General features: G+C 72.4%; 15 protein-coding genes. 12 read left to right on the forward strand and 3 right to left on the reverse strand.

Features of this window, described 5'->3' with window-relative positions; all coding sequences use genetic code 11:
- Nucleotides 1-97 precede the first annotated feature (97 nt).
- A complete protein-coding gene (locus ASC60_RS20825) occupies nucleotides 98-1,282 on the reverse strand; it encodes a hypothetical protein (RefSeq protein ID WP_055553199.1) in 1,185 nt (394 codons plus the stop codon).
- Nucleotides 1,283-1,664: 382 nt separating this feature from the next.
- Here ASC60_RS20825 and ASC60_RS20830 point away from each other — a divergent pair, with 382 nt between their 5' ends.
- Together ASC60_RS20830 and ASC60_RS20835 are read left to right on the forward strand one after the other, a co-directional pair.
- Nucleotides 1,665-3,425, forward strand: a complete 1,761-nt coding sequence (locus ASC60_RS20830) for an MFS transporter (RefSeq protein ID WP_055553201.1) — start codon at nucleotides 1,665-1,667, stop codon at nucleotides 3,423-3,425.
- Nucleotides 3,426-3,538: 113 nt separating this feature from the next.
- Nucleotides 3,539-4,726, forward strand: a complete 1,188-nt coding sequence (locus ASC60_RS20835) for an acyl-CoA dehydrogenase family protein (protein ID WP_055553203.1) — start codon at nucleotides 3,539-3,541, stop codon at nucleotides 4,724-4,726.
- Nucleotides 4,727-4,960: 234 nt separating this feature from the next.
- On the opposite strand, the gene ASC60_RS20840 is transcribed toward ASC60_RS20835, so the two are convergent.
- A complete protein-coding gene (locus tag ASC60_RS20840) occupies nucleotides 4,961-5,395 on the reverse strand; it encodes a cell division protein SepF (protein WP_055553205.1) in 435 nt (144 codons plus the stop codon).
- Between the two features lie 233 nt (nucleotides 5,396-5,628).
- Here ASC60_RS20840 and ASC60_RS20845 point away from each other — a divergent pair, with 233 nt between their 5' ends.
- The 10 genes from ASC60_RS20845 (at nucleotide 5,629) to ASC60_RS20890 (ending at nucleotide 18,019) form a co-directional block, all read left to right on the forward strand.
- Nucleotides 5,629-6,867, forward strand: coding sequence for a DUF5685 family protein (locus ASC60_RS20845; RefSeq protein ID WP_079038513.1), 1,239 nt, complete (start codon nucleotides 5,629-5,631; stop codon nucleotides 6,865-6,867).
- 432 nt (nucleotides 6,868-7,299) lie between these two features.
- Nucleotides 7,300-9,201 (forward strand): FAD/NAD(P)-binding domain-containing protein, encoded by a 1,902-nt coding sequence (locus ASC60_RS20850; RefSeq protein ID WP_055553209.1) that lies wholly within the window; start codon nucleotides 7,300-7,302, stop codon nucleotides 9,199-9,201.
- Nucleotides 9,202-9,262: 61 nt separating this feature from the next.
- Nucleotides 9,263-10,150, forward strand: coding sequence for an amino acid ABC transporter permease (locus tag ASC60_RS20855; protein WP_055553211.1), 888 nt, complete (start codon nucleotides 9,263-9,265; stop codon nucleotides 10,148-10,150).
- A 5-nt stretch (nucleotides 10,151-10,155) separates the two neighbouring features.
- The gene (locus tag ASC60_RS20860; RefSeq protein WP_199831015.1) at nucleotides 10,156-10,908 is read left to right on the forward strand and encodes an amino acid ABC transporter ATP-binding protein; all 753 of its coding nucleotides are present in this window, start codon (nucleotides 10,156-10,158) and stop codon (nucleotides 10,906-10,908) included.
- Nucleotides 10,909-10,930: 22 nt separating this feature from the next.
- Nucleotides 10,931-11,920 (forward strand): ABC transporter substrate-binding protein, encoded by a 990-nt coding sequence (locus ASC60_RS20865; RefSeq protein ID WP_199831006.1) that lies wholly within the window; start codon nucleotides 10,931-10,933, stop codon nucleotides 11,918-11,920.
- A 31-nt stretch (nucleotides 11,921-11,951) separates the two neighbouring features.
- Nucleotides 11,952-13,034, forward strand: coding sequence for an LLM class flavin-dependent oxidoreductase (locus tag ASC60_RS20870; protein WP_055553216.1), 1,083 nt, complete (start codon nucleotides 11,952-11,954; stop codon nucleotides 13,032-13,034).
- On the forward strand, nucleotides 13,031-14,338 hold the full coding sequence (locus ASC60_RS20875) for an NtaA/DmoA family FMN-dependent monooxygenase (RefSeq protein ID WP_055553219.1): 1,308 nt from the start codon (nucleotides 13,031-13,033) through the stop codon (nucleotides 14,336-14,338). Before ASC60_RS20870 ends, ASC60_RS20875 begins: the two co-directional genes overlap by 4 nt.
- Before the next feature lie 315 nt (nucleotides 14,339-14,653).
- Nucleotides 14,654-15,562 (forward strand): S1 family peptidase, encoded by a 909-nt coding sequence (locus tag ASC60_RS20880; RefSeq protein WP_055553221.1) that lies wholly within the window; start codon nucleotides 14,654-14,656, stop codon nucleotides 15,560-15,562.
- Between the two features lie 167 nt (nucleotides 15,563-15,729).
- Nucleotides 15,730-16,671, forward strand: a complete 942-nt coding sequence (locus tag ASC60_RS20885; RefSeq protein WP_055553562.1) for a slipin family protein — start codon at nucleotides 15,730-15,732, stop codon at nucleotides 16,669-16,671.
- Nucleotides 16,672-16,942: 271 nt separating this feature from the next.
- A complete protein-coding gene (locus tag ASC60_RS20890; RefSeq protein ID WP_055553223.1) occupies nucleotides 16,943-18,019 on the forward strand; it encodes a S1 family peptidase in 1,077 nt (358 codons plus the stop codon).
- 102 nt (nucleotides 18,020-18,121) lie between these two features.
- Here ASC60_RS20890 and ASC60_RS20895 read toward each other — a convergent pair whose 3' ends face one another.
- Nucleotides 18,122-18,568, reverse strand: a complete 447-nt coding sequence (locus ASC60_RS20895; protein WP_055553224.1) for a subtilase-type protease inhibitor — start codon at nucleotides 18,566-18,568, stop codon at nucleotides 18,122-18,124.
- Nucleotides 18,569-18,766 lie beyond the last annotated feature (198 nt).

Here is an 18,766-nt window from a genome sequence, read left to right on the forward strand (position 1 = left end):
GCGTTCCTCACCGTTTCCCGGGGCGTCGCCCGGGCGACAGCCGGGCTCCCGCCGCCGGAACCGGCGGCCCGCCGCCCGGCCGGACCGGGCGGCCGGATCACGGCGGCCCCGAGCCGTGCAGCCACCACGCCCCGTACGCCGCGGAGACCAGCCCCACCGAGCCCAGGAGCAGCGCGCTGCGCGCCGGACGCAGCCGGACCAGGGCGATCGCGAGCGGGATCAGCACCGGGAAGGCGGGTATCAACAACCGCGGCTTGGAGCCGAAATACCCCTTCGCGGCCAGCGCGAGGGCCAGCACCGAGCCGCTGTACGCCAGCAACGGCAGTGGCTGGCGCTGCCGTACGCACGCCACGTACAGCCAGAGCAGCGCGGTCACGCCGAGCAGCAGCGCGATCCCGGCGATGAACGGCGGATGCATCGCCAGCCCGCCGATGAAGGCCGCGAAGGCCAGCCCGCCGTCGAACCCGTTCCCCCAGCCGTTCTGGACGTCGAAGTACCCGGTGAGGCTGTCGGTCCGCACCGCCACCCAGACCACATAGCCCAGCCAGCCCAGCGGCGCGAGCGCCACCCCGGCCAGTACGCGCCGCTGGGTATGGAACGCGCACCGCCACCGCTCACCGGACAGCAGCTCCACCGCCGCCGTGATCCACACCGCGGCGACCACCGCCGCCCCCACCGGCCGGGTGAGCCCCGCGAGCGCCGCGAGGACCCCCGCCCACACCCAGCGCCGGGTCAGCACCCCGTACACCGACCAGGCGGCCAGCGCCGTGAAGAGCGACTCCGAATACGCCATCGACTGCACGATCCCGACCGGCAGCACCCCCCACAGCACCACCAGCGCGATCCCCACCCGGCGCCCGTACACCAGATCGCCGACCGCGAAGATCCCCCACGCGGCGAACAGCGAGGTGACCGAACTCACGGCCAGCCCCGCGTCCGGCGCGCTGAGCGGCGTCACGGCCGATACGGCGTGCTCCAGCCCGGGGAACAGCGGGAAGAACGCCAGATTGGAATGGACCGATCCATCGGGCAGATGGATCGTGTAGCCGTATCCCTCCTCGGCGATGCGGGAGTACCAGAGCGAGTCCCAGCGGGCCGTGAGGAGCTGGTGGGGACTCTTGCCCGCGACCGCCCCCCAACCCGCGAGAACCACGAGGCCGAGCGCGCGCGTCCCGGCATACAGCATCAGCGCCGGGGCGGCCCGGCGCAGCGCGGCGAACGCCACGCCGCCCGGCAGCCCGGCGCCGGGCGGCGCGGTGTCGGCTTGGGCGAGATCAGTCACGGCGACGATTATCGAGGATGATTCCGGGGCCCGCCGGGCCTGTGGACAACCGGCGGACGAACAGCCGGGGACGACGGGAGGACGGCCGGAGGGCCGCCGGCGGAACGGCCGGCGTACGGCGGACGGACGGGAAGGGGACGGGAAGGGGACGGGAAGGGGACGGGAGGGGGGCGGCGGACAAAAGGGGAGCGGCGGAACGTATTCCACCGACCTGGCCTGGGGCGATGCCCACAACATGACCTGCGGCACACGCCCCGCGCGGCGACTCGCGTACCCTGACCTCTCCACTCGTGCCTTCGCCGCCGGGCCGCCGGACGTCTCTACGAAGTGACGTTCGTCCCGTCCCGGCGCGACGCGAGCGCAAGACCAGGGAGGTGCGTACATGTCCGGGACGACCACGACCCGCGCTCGGCGGACGGCGGCCGTTCCCCGGCAATGGCGCGGTACCGATGCGGGCGGCGGCGCGAACCGCTGGATCGTCCTCCTCGTGCTCTGCGTCAGCCTGCTGCTCGTCGCCGTGGACGCCACCGTGCTGCACGTCGCGGTTCCGGCCGTAACCGAGGACCTGCGGCCCGGCGCGATCGAACTGCTGTGGATCGTGGACGCCTACCCGCTGGTCTGCGCCTCGCTGCTGATCCTCTTCGGTACCCTCGGCGACCGGGTGGGCCGCCGCCGGGTGCTGCTGCTCGGCTACGCGTTCTTCGGCGCCGCCTCGGCGCTCGCGGCCTTCGCCGCCACCCCCCAGATCCTCATCGTGGCCCGCGCCCTGCTGGGCGTCGGCGGCGCGATGATCATGCCCGCGACGCTGTCGATCCTGCGCCAGGTCTTCCCCGACCGCCGGGAGCGGGCCCTGGCCATCGGCGTCTGGAGCGCGGTCGCCGCGGTCGGCGCCGCGGTCGGCCCGCTGCTCGGCGGCTTCCTGGTCGAGAACTTCTGGTGGGGCTCGGTCTTCCTGGTCAACCTCCCGCTGATGGTCGTGGCGCTGCCCGTCGGCCGCTGGCTGCTGCCGGAGTCCACCGGCGACCGGGAGGGCCCCTGGGACGTGCTGGGCGCGCTCATGGCCGCCTGCGGGCTGTTCTGCCTGGTCTTCGGAGTGAAGAGGATGGGCAGCGGCGCGGGGCCGCTGGACGCCCCCACGGCCGCCCCCATCCTGTTCGGGCTGGTGGTGCTGGTCCTCTTCGTCCGCCGCCAGCGGCGCCGTACGCATCCGCTGGTCGACCTCAAACTGTTCGCCCGGCCCGCCTTCTCGATCTCCGTCGGCTGCATCGTGGTCGCCCTGCTCGCGCTCGTCGGCCTGGAGCTGATAGCCGCGCAGTACCTTCAGCTGGTCCTCGGGCTCACCCCGCTGGAGACCGGGCTGAGGCTGCTGCCGCTCACCTTCGCCGCCATGGCCGCCGGGCTCGTCGGCTCCCGGATGCTCCAGCGGCTCGGCCCCCGCACGATGGTGGCGCTCGGCTTCGTGCTCACCGCCGCCGGCGTCCTGTCGCTCACCATCATGGGCCAGTCCGACCGGCCCGCGGTGCTCGTGATCAGCTTCGTCGTCCTCGGCTTCGGCCTGGAGACCACGCTGTTCAGCGCGTACGAGTCCATGCTCAACGAGGCCTCCGCCAAGTCGGCCGGCGGTGCCGCCGCCATCGGCGAGACCTCCTACCAGCTCGGCGCCGGGATCGGCATAGCGCTCCTGGGCAGCGTCATGAACGCCGCCTACAAGCCGGGCGTCTCCTCGGTGGCCGGGGTGCCCGAGCGGGCCAGCTCCGCCGCGAGCCAGTCGCTGGGCGCGGCGTACGACGTCTCCTCCCATCTCGGCGGGAAGCCCGGGGCCGCGCTGCTGGCCGCGGCCCGCGCGTCCTTCGTCCACGGTCTGCACGTGACGCTCGCCGTCAGCGCCGGTCTGCTGCTGCTGGGCGCGGTGGCCGCGCTGCGGCTGCCGAAGACCATGGAGTGCGCGCCCGCCGACGAAGACGGTACGGACGACATGGACCGCACGGGCCCCTCCGGCGGCACGGGCGGCACCGAGGGCTCGGACGGCACGGCTTCCGCCGGGTCCGCGAACGCCCCCGAGACCCCGGAAGCCACCCGCGTGCCGGGCGCCCCGCAGCGCCGCGATCCCGCCGCCGCCGTCGGCGCCGAGTCCGGAAGCTGACGGCGCCTCTCCCCGGGCGCCGCGCCCCGCTGATCCATACGGTCTGGACGGCGGGCGTTACCCGGCCGTAGCGTCATCGGCCGGAAGCCGTACCGAACCGGAGGTCGCTGCTCATGTCCGCTGGCACCCTGCCGCCGTTCGACCCCGACGACCCGCTGGGCATCGACGATCTGCTGGAGCCGGAGGACCTGGCCGTCCGGAGCACCGTGCGGAAGTGGGCCGCCGACCGCGTCCTGCCCCACATCGCCGACTGGTACGAGCGCGGCGAACTCCCCGGCATCCGCGAGCTGACCCGCGAACTCGGCTCCCTCGGCGCGCTCGGCATGTCCCTCAGCGGCTACGGCTGCACGGGCGCCGGCGCCGTCCAGTACGGGCTCGCCTGCCTGGAGCTGGAGGCCGCCGACTCCGGCATCCGCTCCCTGGTCTCGGTGCAGGGCTCGCTCGCCATGTACGCCATCCACCGCTTCGGCTCCGAGGAGCAGAAGCAGCGGTGGCTGCCGCGGATGGCCGCCGGCGAGGTCATCGGCTGCTTCGGGCTGACCGAACCGGACCACGGCTCCGACCCGGCCGGTATGCGCACCTACGCCAAGCGGGACGGCACGGACTGGGTGCTGACCGGCCGTAAGATGTGGATCACCAATGGCTCGGTGGCCGGGGTCGCGGTGGTGTGGGCCCGCACCGACGAAGGCATCCGCGGCTTCGTCGTCCCCACCGATACGCCCGGCTTCTCCGCCCCCGAGATCAAGCACAAGTGGTCGCTGCGCGCCTCGGTCACCAGCGAACTGATCCTGGACGAGGTGCGGCTGCCCGCCGACGCCGTACTGCCCGAGGCCACCGGGCTGCGCGGACCGCTGTCCTGTCTGAGCCACGCCCGCTACGGCATCATCTGGGGCGCGCTGGGCGCGGCGCGCTCGTCCTTCGCGTCGGCGCTGGAGTACGCCCGGAGCCGGGAGCAGTTCGGGCGGCCCATCGGGGGCTTCCAGCTCACCCAGGCCAAGCTCGCCGACATGGCGGTGGAACTGCACAAGGGCGTGCTGCTCGCCCACCATCTCGGGCGGCGGATGGACGCGGGGCGGCTGCGGCCGGAGCAGGTCAGCTTCGGCAAGCTGAACAACGTGCGCGAGGCGATCGAGATCTGCCGCACGGCCCGGACCATCCTGGGCGCCAACGGGATCTCACTGGAATACCCGGTGATGCGGCACGCGACGAATCTGGAATCGGTGCTCACCTACGAGGGCACCGTCGAAATGCACCAACTGGTGCTCGGCAAGGCGCTCACCGGTCTCGACGCTTTCCGGTGAGCCGCCCCGCCGAGGCCAGGGCGTGTCCGCAAAGTCCCGCCGGGCCCGCGACGCCTGGCACGCACGCTCGCTGCGTTGTCGGGCGCGTCCAAGGAGAGACCGCCCCCAGACTCCGTCCGGGAGGTGCCCCCGCGAGGACGCCCCTCCGCCTTGCGATCGCACGCGCCCCCAGCTACCGCTGGGAGGTGCCCCCTGACGCCGCGGGCTGATCCGACGCGACTTTGCGGACACGCCCTAGCTCTGGTTGAAGAAGCCGCCGATCCTGCGGCTGGGCTCCCCGCTGACGATCTGGTAGTCGGCGGGGGTGAGGAGGAAGACGCGGTTGGCGACGCGCTCGATGGAGCCGCGGAGCCCGAACGTCAGTCCGGCGGCGAAGTCCACCACGCGCTTGGCGTCGGCGGGCTCCATGGTCGTCAGGTTGACGATGACCGGGATGCCCTCCCGGAACATCTCACCGATTCCGCGGGCGTCCCGGAATCCGTCCGGGGTGACCGTCGCGATCCGCGTGCCCTGGTTCTGCGCGGCCTGGTCGGCCACCCGCACCCGCGGGTCGGTCACCCAGGAGTCGCCTGGCTCGGGTCCCTCGGCGTAGTCGTCGTCGTAGTAGCGCTCGTCATCGCTGTCGTCGACGAGGCCAAGCCAAGCGCTCGCCTTGCGCACCGATCCCATGGACGCCTCCTCTCCTCTTTACGGTGTGTACTGTCCGCCCCTCTATGGTCGTCCATGATGCGGATGATGTGCCACGTGGATTGCGGCCGCACAGCGGATTTGTGACGTTACCGGTGCACAACGTTTGGCGCCATATCAGGGTCGCGCCTGATGACGGTGGCTGACGGTGCGCTGGGTAGACTCCGCAGGCCGGACGGGTGACACCGGGGACGTACGGGTGAACGGGGACAGTTTTGTTTGGCATTATCCGGCCTTGTCGGCACCGGCTGTCGCAAAATCTCCGGACGGAATGGATGGCGCATCTGTGCGGGTTGTGCCTCGCGCTGCGCGGTGACCACGGTCAGTTCGCCCGCATGGCCACCAACTACGACGGGCTGGTCATATCGGTTCTGGTGGAGGCTCAGGCCGGTCGTCCCGACGGCCGGCGGCGCACCGCCGGGCCGTGCCCGCTGCGCGGGATGCGCACCGCGTCGGTGGCCCGGGGCGAGGGCGCCCGGCTCGCGGCGACCGTCTCGCTGGTGCTGGCCTCCGCCAAGATGCGGGACCATGTGGCGGACGGCGACGGGGCGTTGGCCCGGCGGCCGGTCGCCGCGGCCGCCCGCCTGGTGGCCGGGCGGTGGGACCGGGCGGGCGCCCGCAGCGGTGCCGAGATCGGCTTCGACACCGCCGTGCTGCTGGACGCGGTCGGGCGGCAGCAGGGGATCGAGGAGCTGGCGGGTGCCGGTACCTCGCTGCTGACGGTCACGGAGCCGACCGAGACCGCGACCGCCGCGGCTTTCGGTCACACCGCCGTACTGGCCGGAAAGCCCGGCAATCGGGCGCCGCTGGAGGAGGCGGGACGGCTCTTCGGCAGGCTCGCGCATCTGCTGGACGCGGTCGAGGACCTCGCCGAGGACGCCGAGACGGGTGCCTGGAACCCGATCACGGCCACCGGCGCGGACCTCGCCGAGGTGCGGCGGCTGTGCGACGACGCGGTGCGGGGGGTGCGGCTCGCGCTCCAGGACGTCGCCTTCGCCGGGAAGGGGTCCGGCAAGCTCGCCCATGTGCTGCTGGCGCACGAGCTGCCGCGCGCGGTGGACCGGGCGTTCGGCACCACCGCCTGTACCCATACCGGGCAGGCCGCGGACGCCCCGGAGTCGTCCCGGGGCGCGCCGCCGCCGCAGTCGCCGTGGATCACGCCGCACGGACCCGGCGGTGGCCCCGGCGGCACGCCGCCCGAGCCGCCGGACCGGGGCAGGCGGCGCGGGCTGATGGCCGGGTGCGCGGTATGGGCCGGGCTCTTCTGCACCTGCCAGGTGTGCTGCCGGGATCCGTACCACGACCCGTGGTCGGGGCAGCCGCGCGAGGGCTGGTGCCACAAGTGCGACGACTGCTCGGACTGTTGTGATTGCGGTGACTGCTGCAGCAACTGTGGTGACTGCTGCGGTAACTGCTGTGACGGTTGCGACTGCGGCTGCGATTGCGGCTGCTAGCCGGTGCTCCGGAACAGGCCGTGCGCGAGGGGAAGCGCGAAGCGCTGAAGCGTGTGTGAAGGCGCGATGAGACGCGTGACGACGCGGACGTGGACGGCCACACCGGCACGGCCGGCGGGCGGGCGAGGCCCGGAACCTCGACGCCGAAGGGCAGCGGAGGCGGGCGGAGTCAGCCCGAACAGGACGACGACCACACCCGACCGAAGTCGATGTGGTCGCGCGTGACCAGTCGCTGCCATGAATGCATGAGGTAAGTGGAGCAGCCTTCCGGTTCCGCGTCAACCGGGGCGAGACACCTCGCTCACAGTGTGGACAGCCTTGACAACGGGCCGTGGCCACGCCTTAACCTCGGCCCCATGCCGTGCTGAGGGGCGCGGCGAGGTGTGTGCGGGCAACGCGTGTGTTCCTTTTACGAACTCACGGAGTCTTCGCATGTCCGCCACCCCGGACCTCCCCTCCCCATCGCCGCACGCCGTCGTCATCGTCGGCGCGGGCCCGCGCGCCACCGGGCTCGTGGAGCGGATCGCCGCCAACGCGCCCGAACTCCACACCCCCGCAGCCTCGTTCACCCTGCACCTGGTCGACCCGCATCCGCCCGGCGGCGGCCGCGTCTGGCGCCCCGACCAGTCCCCGCTGCTGTGGATGAACTCCATGGCCGAGGACGTCACCATGTTCACCGACGAGTCGGTGGAACGGGACGGCCCGGTCCGCCCCGGCCCCTCTCTCGCCGAGTGGGCCGACCGCGTACGCCGCGGCGCGCTGCCCGCCGGTGAACTGGCCGCCCTGCCGCCCGAAGCCGTCGCCGAGGCCACCTCGCTGACCGGCCGCAGCTTCGCCACCCGACGGCTGCAGAGCGCCTATCTGCGCTGGGTGTACGAGCGGTCGGTGGCCGCCCTGCCGCCCGGGATCACCGTCCAGGAGCACCGTTGCCGTGCCGTACGGGTCACCGGACCGCGCGACGGACGCCAGCGGGTGTGGCTCGAAGGGCGCGCCGCCCCGCTCCTCGCCGACGCCGTGGTCCTCGCCCTCGGCCATCTCGACGCCGAGCCCGGCCCCGAACAGCGGGCGCTGTCCGCCTTCGCGGCCGAGCACCAGCTGGTGCACCTGCCGCCCGAGTTCACCGCCGACAGCGAGCTGAACCGGCTGCGGCCCGGCGAGCCGGTCATCGTCCGCGGCTTCGGCCTCGCCTTTGTCGACCTTATGGTGCTGCTCACCGAGGGACGCGGAGGACGGTACGACCACGGGCCCGACGGGCGGCCGGTCTACCGGCCCTCCGGGCGCGAACCCGTGCTGTACGTCGGCTCGCGCCGCGGCGTCCCGTACCACGCCAAGATCGGCTACGGCCTGACCGGCGAACGGCCGCCGGTACCCCGCTTCTTCGGCCCCGCCCAGGTCGACCAGTTGCTGCGGCGCCCCGCACCGCCCGACTTCCGGCGCGACATCCGGCCGCTGATCGACAAGGAACTCGGATTCGCCCACTACCACCGGCTGTTCACCGTCCACCCGGAGCGTACGGCCGCCGACTGGGCCGACTTCGAGGAGCGGTACGCCGCCTGCCCGCCCGGCAGCGCCGAACTGCGCGCCCTGGTGGCCGCAACCGTCCCCGACCCGGCCGACCGGCTCGATCTCGACGCCCTCGACCATCCGCTCGACGGGCTGCGCCACCCCGGACCCGACGCCCTCCAGGAGGGCCTGCGCGGCTACATCGAGGCCGACCTCGCCCGCCGCCACGACCCCGCGCACAGCACCGACCTGGCCGTCTTCCTCGCCCTGCTCTCCGTCTACGGCCAGCTCACCCGGCTCGGCGACCTCGGCGACGGCGGCTGGTGGCACGGCTTCTTCAGCCACCTCGCCTCCGGGCCGCCCGGCCCGCGCCTTCAGCAGCTCCTCGCGCTCTCCCGCGCCGGGATCGTCCGGTTCCTCGGCGCCGGGATGACCGTGACCACCGATCCCCGGCGCGGGGTGTTCCGGGCGGGCGGCGCGAGCGTCCCCGGCAGTCAGATCGAGGCCCGTGCCCTGGTCGAGGCCCGGCTGCCGGAGCCGACCGTGCGCCGCTCCCGCGATCCGCTGCTGCGCGCCCTCCACCGGGACGGCGCGGCCGCCACCCCCGCCGGACTGCTCGCCGTCAGCCCCGACGACGCCCGGATCCTGGACCGCGGCGGCCGCCCCCACCCGCGCCGCTTCGCGCTCGGCCCGCACACCGACGGCCGCTCCTCCGGCGCCTTCGCCCGGCCCCGTACAGGCGCCCCCGCGTTCCGGCAGAACGACGCGACCGCGCGCGCCCTGCTGCTCGCGCTGCGCGACCTGTCCTGTCGCGCCGCGCTCACCGCCTGAGTCCGTACGTCCCCGTACGTCCCCGCACCCATCCGACAACCCGCTTCCCCGAGGACCTCCCGTGTCTGTGACCTCCGATCCACCTCTCCGCGAAGCGTCCGAACGCGCCGCGCCCGAGGACTACTCCGCGCTCACGGTCGTGCCCGTACGCCACCCCTGGCGCTGGGTCGCCGTCGCCGTGACGGCCGTCCTGGTCGCCCAGTTCGCGCACGGCCTGATCACCAACCCCGGCTGGGAATGGGACGTCTTCGCCGACTTCTTCACCACCGAGACGATCCTCAAGGCCGTCTGGATCACCATCCAGCTGACGTTCTACGGCACCGCGCTCGGCTTCGCCCTCGGCATCGTGCTCGCCTTCATGCGGCTCTCCAGGAGCCCGTTTTTGAAGTCGGTCGCCTTCACCTACATCTGGGCGTTCCGCTCCATCCCGCTCATCGTCCAGCTGCTCTTCTGGTTCAACCTCACCTACCTCTACAAGCGGCTCGACTTCGGCATCCCGTTCGGGCCCGGCTTCTTCTCCTTCGACACCGCCGGGCTCGTCGGCGCGATGAGCGCCGCCGTCCTCGGACTCGCCCTGCACCAGGCGGCGTACGCGGCCGAGATCGTGCGCGGCGGCGTCCTCGCCGTCGACGCCGGACAGCTGGAGGCGGCCGCCGCCCTCGGCATCCCCCGGCTGCGGCAACTGCGCCGCGTCGTGCTGCCGCAGGCGATGCGCTCCATCCTGCCGAACGCCGCCAACGAGGTCATCTCCCTCTTCAAGGGCACCTCGATCGTCTCCGTCATGGCGATCGGCGAACTCTTCTACCAGGTGCAGGTCGTCTACGGGCGCAACGGCCGCGTCGTGCCGCTCCTGATGGTCGCGACCGTCTGGTACGTCATCCTGACCACGCTGCTCTCGATCGCCCAGGCTTTCGTCGAGCGCCACTTCTCCCGGGGAGCCACCCGATGACCGCCATGGTCGACATCCGCTCCGTCCACAAGAGCTTCGGGTCGCTGGAGGTGCTGCGCGGCATCGACCTGGAGGTGCGCGCCGGGCAAGTGGCCGTCGTGCTCGGCCCGTCCGGCTCCGGCAAGTCCACGCTGCTGCGCGCCATCAACCACCTGGAGAAGGTCGACAGCGGCTGGATCAGCGTCGCCGGTTCGCTGGTCGGCTACCGCAAGCGGCACGGCAAGCTGTACGAGCTGCGCGAGCGCGACATCCTCAAGCAGCGCACCCGGATCGGCTTCGTCTTCCAGAACTTCAACCTCTTCCCGCATCTGACCGTGCTGGAAAACCTCATCGAGGCCCCGGTATCCGCCCTGCGCCGTCCCAGGAAGCAGGCGGTGGAGAGCGCGGAGCGGCTGCTCGCCCGGGTCGGCCTCGCGGACAAGGCGTCCGCGTACCCCCGGCAGCTCTCCGGCGGGCAGCAGCAGCGGGTGGCCATCGCCCGCGCGCTGGCCCTGGAGCCGGAGCTGCTGCTGTTCGACGAGCCGACCTCCGCCCTCGACCCCGAGCTGGTCGGTGAGGTCCTCGACGTCATCAAGGACCTCGCCGGCCAGGGCACCACGATGATCGTCGTCACCCATGAGATCGGCTTCGCCCGCGAGGTCGCCGACACCGTCGTCTTCATGGACGACGGCCGGATCGTCGAGCAGGGACCGCCCGCCGACGTGCTCGACCACCCCCGGGAGAGGCGCACCAAGGCGTTCCTCTCCAAGGTCCTGTGACGAGGGCCCGGTGAACCACCCCATGCATCCAAGGAGCACCCCCGTGACCAGCCGCCGCACCCTGCTCGCCGCCGCCCTCGCCGCCGTCCCCGCCACGGCCCTGCTCGGCGCCTGCGGCGACGGTGACGCCCAGCAGACGGTGGGCGCCGACGGCAAGAAGGGCGCCGGTTTCAACGTCAGCCCCCGGCAGCACCGGATCAGAGGCACGAAGGCGGACGCGATCGCGGCCAAGGTGCCCCAGGCGATCCGCCGCCGCGGCACGCTGCGCGTCGGCGGCAGCGCCGGTGCCTCGCCGCCGCTCGGCTTCTACGCGACCGACGACACGACCCGGATCGGCGTAGAGATCGACCTCGCCACCCTGGTCGCCGACACCCTCGGGCTCAAGATCGCCTTCGACGCGGTCTCCTGGGAGAACCTCTTCGTCGGCCTGGACAGCTCCAAGTTCGACGCCGTCTTCTCCAACGTCACCGTCACCGAGGAGCGCAAGCAGAAGTACGACTTCGCGACCTACCGGCTGGACAACCTCGCCTTCGAGGCCAAGAAGGGCACCTCGTGGCGGGTCAAGGGCCCGAGGGACGTCGCGGGCAGGACCATCTCCGTCTCCTCCGGCACCAACCAGGAGAAGATCCTCGTCGACTGGAGCAAGGAGAACCAGAAGGCGGGCCGCGAGCCCGTGGACATCACGTACTTCCAGAAGGACACCGACTACTACCTCGCCCTCCAGTCCGGGCGCATCGACGCCTATCTCGGCCCCCACCCCACCGCCGCCTACCACGTGGCCTCGGCCGGTCAGACCCAGATCATCGGCACGCTCTCCGGCGGCGGCGACCTGGTGCAGGGCAAGATCGCGGCCACCACCAGGAAGGGCAGCGGACTGGTCGACGCGTACGCCGCCGCCATCGACCACATCATCCAGGACGGCTCGTACGCCCGGGTGCTGAAGCGCTGGGGGCTTTCCAGCGAGGCAGTGAAGAAGTCCGAGGTCAACCCGCGCGGTCTGGCCACGTTGTGACCATCCCCCGACCGAGGAAGGGCCCCAGTCCATGACCACACCCGCCGGTCCCCTGCATCTGGCCGCCGCCATCGACGGCGCCGGCCAGTACGGGGCGCCGTACTACATCGAGCTGGCCCGGCTCGCCGAGCGCGGCGCGCTCGACTTCGTCACCCTGGACGACACGTTCGGCCCGCCGGGGGACGGGCAGGGCAGGCTCGACGCGCTCGCCGTCCTCGCGCGCGTCGCGCCCGCCACCGAGCGGATCGGCCTGGTGCCGACCGTCACCACCACCCACACCGAGCCGTTCCACGTCTCGTCCGCCGTGGCCACCCTGGACTGGGTGAGCCGCGGCCGGGCGGGCTGGACCGTCGGGGTGTCGGCCACCGAGGCGGAGGCGCGGCTGGTGGGGCGCCGCCCCGCCGCGCCCGCCCCCGAACTCTGGGCGGAGGCGGGGGAGGTGGCCGATGTCTCCGCCCGGCTGTGGGACAGCTGGGAGGACGACGCGGAGATCCGCGACACCGCCACCGGCCGCTTCATCGACCGCGACAAGCTGCACTACGTCGACTACGAGGGCGCCGGCTTCCGGGTGCGCGGCCCAGCCATCGTGCCCCGGCCGCCGCAGGGCCACCCGGTGGTCGCCGTCGCCGCCACCGACCCGGTGACCTGGGACACCGCGGCCCGTCACGCCGACATCGCCTGGATACGGGCCGCCCACCCGGAGGCGGCGGGCCGGGCCCGGGACGAACTGCGCCGCCGCGCGGCGGCGTACGGCCGGGACCCGGGCGCGCTCACCGTGCTCGCCGCCCTCGCGGTGGACCTGGGCGACGGCGGACCCGACTCCCCCCGGGACCCGCTGACCGCCCGGGACGGCGCTCCGCCGCTGTACCGCGGGGGCCCGGTCGGCCTCGCGGACCTGATCGCCGGGTGGCATGACGCCCGGGCCGTGGACGGCTTCCACATCGTCCCCGCCGTCCCGCACCGCGATCTGGAGCGATTCGTGGGCGGCACGGTCGGGGCGCTCCAGCACCGCGGGCTGTTCCGCACCTTCTATCCCGGTACGACGCTCCGCGAGCACCTGGGGCGGCCGCGCCCGGCCAACCGTTACGCCCTCGCGAGGGAGGCAGCCCGGTGAACGATCGACAGCAGCCCCGGCAGATCCATCTGGCCGCGCACTTCCCCGGCGTCAACAACACCACCGTCTGGGCCGATCCGCGGTCCGGCAGCCAGATCGACTTCAGCTCCTTCGAGCATCTGGCGCGCACCGCCGAGCGCGGTCTGTTCGACTTCTTCTTCCTCGCCGAGGGGCTGCGGCTGCGCGAGCACGGCGGCCGCGTCCACGACCTCGACGTGGTCGGCAGGCCCGAGTCGATCACCGTGCTGAACGCGCTCGCCGCCGTCACCGAACGGCTCGGCCTGGCCGCCACCGTCAACGCGACCTTCAACGAGCCGTACGAACTCGCCCGCCGCCTCGCCTCCCTCGACCACCTCAGCGGGGGCCGCGCCGCCTGGAACGTCGTCACCTCATCCGACGCGTTCACCGGAGAGAACTTCCGGCGCGGCGGCTACCTCGACCGGGCCGACCGCTACACCCGGGCCGCCGAGTTCGTCGCCACCGCGCGCGAGCTGTGGGACTCCTGGCCAAGGGGCGGTTCGCCGCGCCCGTTCGCGCACCGGGGCGAGCAGTTCGACATCGAGGGCCACTTCGGCGTACCGCGCTCCCCGCAGGGCCATCCGGTGGTGATCCAGGCCGGGGACTCCGACGAGGGCCGGGAGTTCGCGGCCTCCGCCGCCGACATCATCTTCACCCGGCACGGCACCCTGGAGGCGGGCCGCGCCTTCTACGCCGACGTCAAGCGGCGGCTGGCGGCGTATCGCCGGGCGCCCGGCGATCTGAAGATCATGCCCGGGGTGACCTTCGTCCTCGGCGACACCACCGCCGACGCCCAGGAGAAGGCGGCCGTGATCCGGCGGCAGCAGGTCTCGCCGCAGAACGCGATCCTCGCCCTGGAGCAGGTCTGGGGCGTCGACCTGTCCGGCTACGACCCGGACGGCCCCCTTCCGGACATCGACCCGGACCCCGGCTCCCAGCTCGTCCAGGGCCGGGTGCGGCACGCCGATCCGCCGGCGCTCGCCGCCAAGTGGCGGGCGCTGTCGGAGGAGAAGGGGCTCTCCATCCGGGAGACCGTCATCGAGACGACCGGACGGCAGTCGTTCATCGGCACCCCGGAGGCGGTCGCCGGGGAGATGGCGCGTTTTGTGCGGGACGAGGCCGCCGACGGCTTCATCCTGGTGCCGCATCTGACCCCCGGCGGGCTCGACGAGTTCGTGGACCGGGTGGTTCCGCTGCTCCAGGAACGGGGCGTCTTCCGCGCCGCGTACACCGGCCGCACCCTCCGTGATCACCTGGGGCTTTCCCGTCCGGACGCCCCGGAATAAGCGGTACCGGAGACGGTCGTACGGGGGCGGGGCCACCGGAGCGGTGCCGAAGTGGAACCCGGCCGCCGTCGTGCTCGTCTCACCACGTGCCCGAAGGGACGGGCGCACCGCCCCGGCGGCCGAAAGGCGCCGGGGCCATGAGGCGTGTGTCCAATGGTTTTCCGAACCGTCCTCTTGCCCTTTCCGGCCTCGGCCGCGAATACTTCCGGGCAGCGCTTGTCAGGAGCACGTCGGAAAATCCCGTCCGGTGTGCTCGCTGACTGCGCCTCACGGGCCTGCCCACCCAAGCAGACCCCCGATTCCCCGGAGGAAGAGTTGAGGATCAAGCGCACCACTACCCCCCACGGCACCCGGGCGAGACGCATCGCACTCCTCGCCGCCACATCGGCCCTGGTGACCGGGGCGGCGCTCGCCGCTCCCGCCGCCTACGCGGGGAACGACGCGACCCGCACCTTCAGCGCGGCCGAGACCACATCGGCGAGCGCGGCCGTGCTGAACGCGGATGTCGCGGGCACCGCCTGGTATGTCGACAAGGCGACGGGCGGTCTGGTGGTCACCGCCGACAGCACCGTCTCCCAGGGCGAGATAGCCAAGATCAAGGACGCGGCGGGCGGCAACGCCGACGCGATCGAGGTCAAGCGCACCCCCGGCAAGATCCAGAAGCTGATCTCCGGCGGCGACGCCATCTACGCGAGTAGCTGGCGCTGCTCGCTCGGCTTCAACGTACGCAACAGCAGCGGGGCGAACTACTTCGTCACCGCGGGTCACTGCACCGACGGCGCGGGCACCTGGTGGTCGAACTCCGGGCACACCACCACCATCGGCCCCACGGCCGGCTCCAGCTTCCCGACCAACGACTACGGTCTGGTCCGGTACAGCGGCTCGGTCACCCCGCAGGGCACGGTCGGCAGCCAGGACATCACCAGCGCCGCCAACCCGACCGTGGGCCAGACGGTCACCCGGCGCGGCAGCACCACCGGCATCCACAGCGGCCGGGTCACCGCGCTGAACGCCACCGTCAACTACGGCAACGGCGACATCGTGTACGGCATGATCCAGACCACCGTCTGCGCCGAGCCCGGCGACAGCGGCGGCCCCCTCTACGCCGGTTCCACCGCCCTCGGCCTCACCTCCGGCGGCAGCGGTGACTGCTCCTCCGGTGGCACCACGTTCTTCCAGCCGGTCGTCGAGGCGCTGAACGCGTACGGCGTGAGCGTCTACTAAAGACGTACGGACACGGCTGTCGCACCACCTGGCACGCCCCCGCCCGGGTCTCCGGGCGGGGGTTTCCCGGTTTCCGCAACCCTCCCAAGCCGGGCGGAGCGGGACTATTGTGGACATCGATACCCCGGGTGGGGCATCGTTCGCGATACGGACGGCAGGTGGCCGTGATGCTCGATGCATTCGTGACAGTGGTGGTGATCCTGGCCTGTATCGGTGTCGTCTGCGCCATGGCGGCGGCCCGCGTGGTCAAGCAGTACGAGCGGGGGGTGGTCTTCCGGCTCGGGAGGCTCCGTTCGGATGTCCGGGGGCCCGGCTTCACGATGATCGCTCCGGCCTTCGACCGGCTCCGCAAGGTGAACATGCAGATCGTGACGATGCCCGTGCCCGCCCAGGAGGGCATCACCCGCGACAATGTGACCGTGCGGGTCGACGCGGTCGTCTACTTCAAGGTCGTGGACCCGGCCGAGGCGATCGTCGCGGTCGAGGACTACCGCTTCGCGGTCTCCCAGATGGCCCAGACCTCGCTGCGTTCGATCATCGGCAAGAGCGATCTGGACGATCTGCTCTCCAACCGGGAGAAGCTCAACCAGGGGCTGGAGCTGATGATCGACAGCCCGGCCGTCGGCTGGGGCGTCCACATCGACCGCGTCGAGATCAAGGACGTGTCGCTGCCGGAGACCATGAAGCGGTCGATGGCCCGCCAGGCGGAGGCCGACCGGGAGCGCCGGGCCCGGGTGATCAACGCGGACGCGGAGCTGCAGGCGTCGAAGAAGCTCGCCGAGGCCGCCGCGCAGATGGCCGAGACCCCGTCCGCCCTCCAGCTGCGGCTGCTGCAGACGGTGATGGCGGTCGCCGCCGAGAAGAACTCCACGCTGGTCCTGCCCATACCGGTGGAGCTGCTGCGCTTCCTGGAGCGGGGCCAGCAGCCCCAGGAGGCGGCCCGGGCGGACGGCGGCAGCGCCAGGGAGCCGGCCGGGGAGCCGGTGTCCGCCGGGCGGGGAGCGTCCGCACCGGAGGCCGCCCCGCCCGCTCCGGGCGTCCCCACGCTGACGGAGCGCGAACCGGAGCGCGAGCCGGAGCACGAACCGGAGCGTGCCGTGGAGCGATAGCCCGCTGATCCGTCGGCCATGGGCCGGTGCCCGCGCGCCCGTTCGAGGTGCGCGGGCACCGTCATGTCCGGATATGAGGATCGACGCTCCATGAATGCCACGCGGATGACGTGAACGCGGTCTTGTGCGCCTCCGGCGGCGCTGGGAATACTCGGCGCGCAATGTGGCATGGACGCGCTCCCGCATGGGCAGGCGCGCGCCGTGCCGTACGCCCTCCGGGCCGGGCACCCCACTGCCTCAACGGCCCAACCCCCCACTGGAGGACCGAGAGTTGAAGCACCGCCGCATACCCAAGCGCCGTGCCGCCATCGCCGGGACCGGAGCCGTGGCTCTGGTCGCCGCCGCCCTCACCCTGCAGAACGCCAGCGCCGCCCCCGCCGAGCCGCGGCCCCACACGCTCTCGGTGAACGCCGCGGGCAAGCTCGCGAACACCCTCGCCTCGGCGCTGGGGGGTGACTCGGCCGGTTCGTACTACGACGCCAAGGCCGGGAAGCTCGTGGTCAACGTGGTGAACAAGGCCGCCGCCGAGCGGGTCCGCGACGCGGGCGCCGAGGCCAAGGTGGTCGAGCACACACTGGCCCAGCTGGGCCGGGCGAGTGCCACCCTGAAGGACAAGGCGACCATTCCCGGCACCTCGTGGTCGGTCGACCCCAGAGCCAACAAGGTCGTCGTCACCGCGGACAGCAGCGTCACGGGCAGCCGGATGGCCACCCTCGGCAAGGTTGCCAAGAGTCTGGGCGACAAGGTCGAGGTGAAGCGCTCGGCCGGTACGTTCTCCACCTTCCTTGCGGGCGGCGACGCCATCTGGGGCGGCGGCGGGCGCTGCTCGCTGGGGTTCAACGTGGTCAAGGACGGTCAGCCGTACTTCCTGACCGCCGGGCACTGCACCGAGTCCATCAAGAGCTGGTCCGACTCGCAGGACGGTGACGAGATCGGGGCCAACGAGGGCAGCGACTTCCCCGGCAACGACTACGGCCTGGTCAAGTACACCAAGGGCGTGCCGCACCCGAGCGCGGTGAACCTCTACGACGGCGGCACCCGGGCCATCTCCAAGGCCGGTGAGGCCACCGTCGGCCAGAAGGTGACCCGCAGCGGCTCCACCACCCAGGTGCACGACGGCGAGGTCACCGGCCTCGACGCGACCGTCAACTACCAGGAGGGCTCGGTCAGCGGGCTGATCCGGACCAACGTCTGCGCCGAGCCCGGCGACAGCGGCGGCGCGCTCTTCGCGGGCGGCACGGCGCTCGGTCTGACCTCCGGCGGCCGCGGTGACTGCTCCTCGGGCGGCGAGACGTTCTTCCAGCCGGTGCCGGAGGCGCTGAAGGCGTACGGCGCCGAGATCGGCTGACGTACCGGCGGATCCGCCCGCACAGGGACAGGCCCCCGGACACCCGTGGACGGTGTCCGGGGGCCTTCGCTCCGCTCGGCCCGCCCGGTGTGCGTGGCCCGCTCAGAACTCGAAGAGCTGGGTCGCGGCCGCGTTCTTGACGCAGTTGTTGGCGAAGGTGTGCTCGTACGCCACCCGCTGACCGTCCCAGACGCCCTGCGCGGTGACGGTGATCGGCCGCCACTCCTTGGTGCACATCCGGCCGGACTCGGCGGACTCGGTCAGGGTGGAGAACTCGCCGTCCGCGGCGCGCAGTTCGGCGCAGGCGCGGGCGGGCGCCGGGTGGGTACCCGTGGGGGTGGGCTGACAGCTGAGCGTCACCGCGCGCTGTACGGCCGGCGAGGACGCGTCGTCCCCGTAGCCGACGCCGAGGACCAGCGCGGACGGCGGATACAGGCTCTTCGGCGTCGCGGGTTCGGCGTGTGCCGTGCCGCTCGCCCCCAGCCCGAGCGCGGCGCTCATGGCCAGCGCGGCACCGAGACCGGCGATCGTCCCTGTCGACTTCCGCATAGCGAACACTCCCTTGCTCGTGCTTGCAGATACCGGACGGAGTTCTACGCCCCGGGGGTCGGGAACGCACGTTGATCGAGCACTTCCGGTCGCTACAAGTAGTCGTTCGGTGGCTCATTGTCGCGTGCGCACGGCGTGGCCCAGGGGAACGCCGCGTGTCGACCGGGTGCGGGCTGATGTGCGGGCCGGGGGAGTGCG

Source organism: Streptomyces sp. NBRC 110028, assembly GCF_001417735.1.
Classification (GTDB): Bacteria; Actinomycetota; Actinomycetes; order Streptomycetales; family Streptomycetaceae; genus Streptomyces.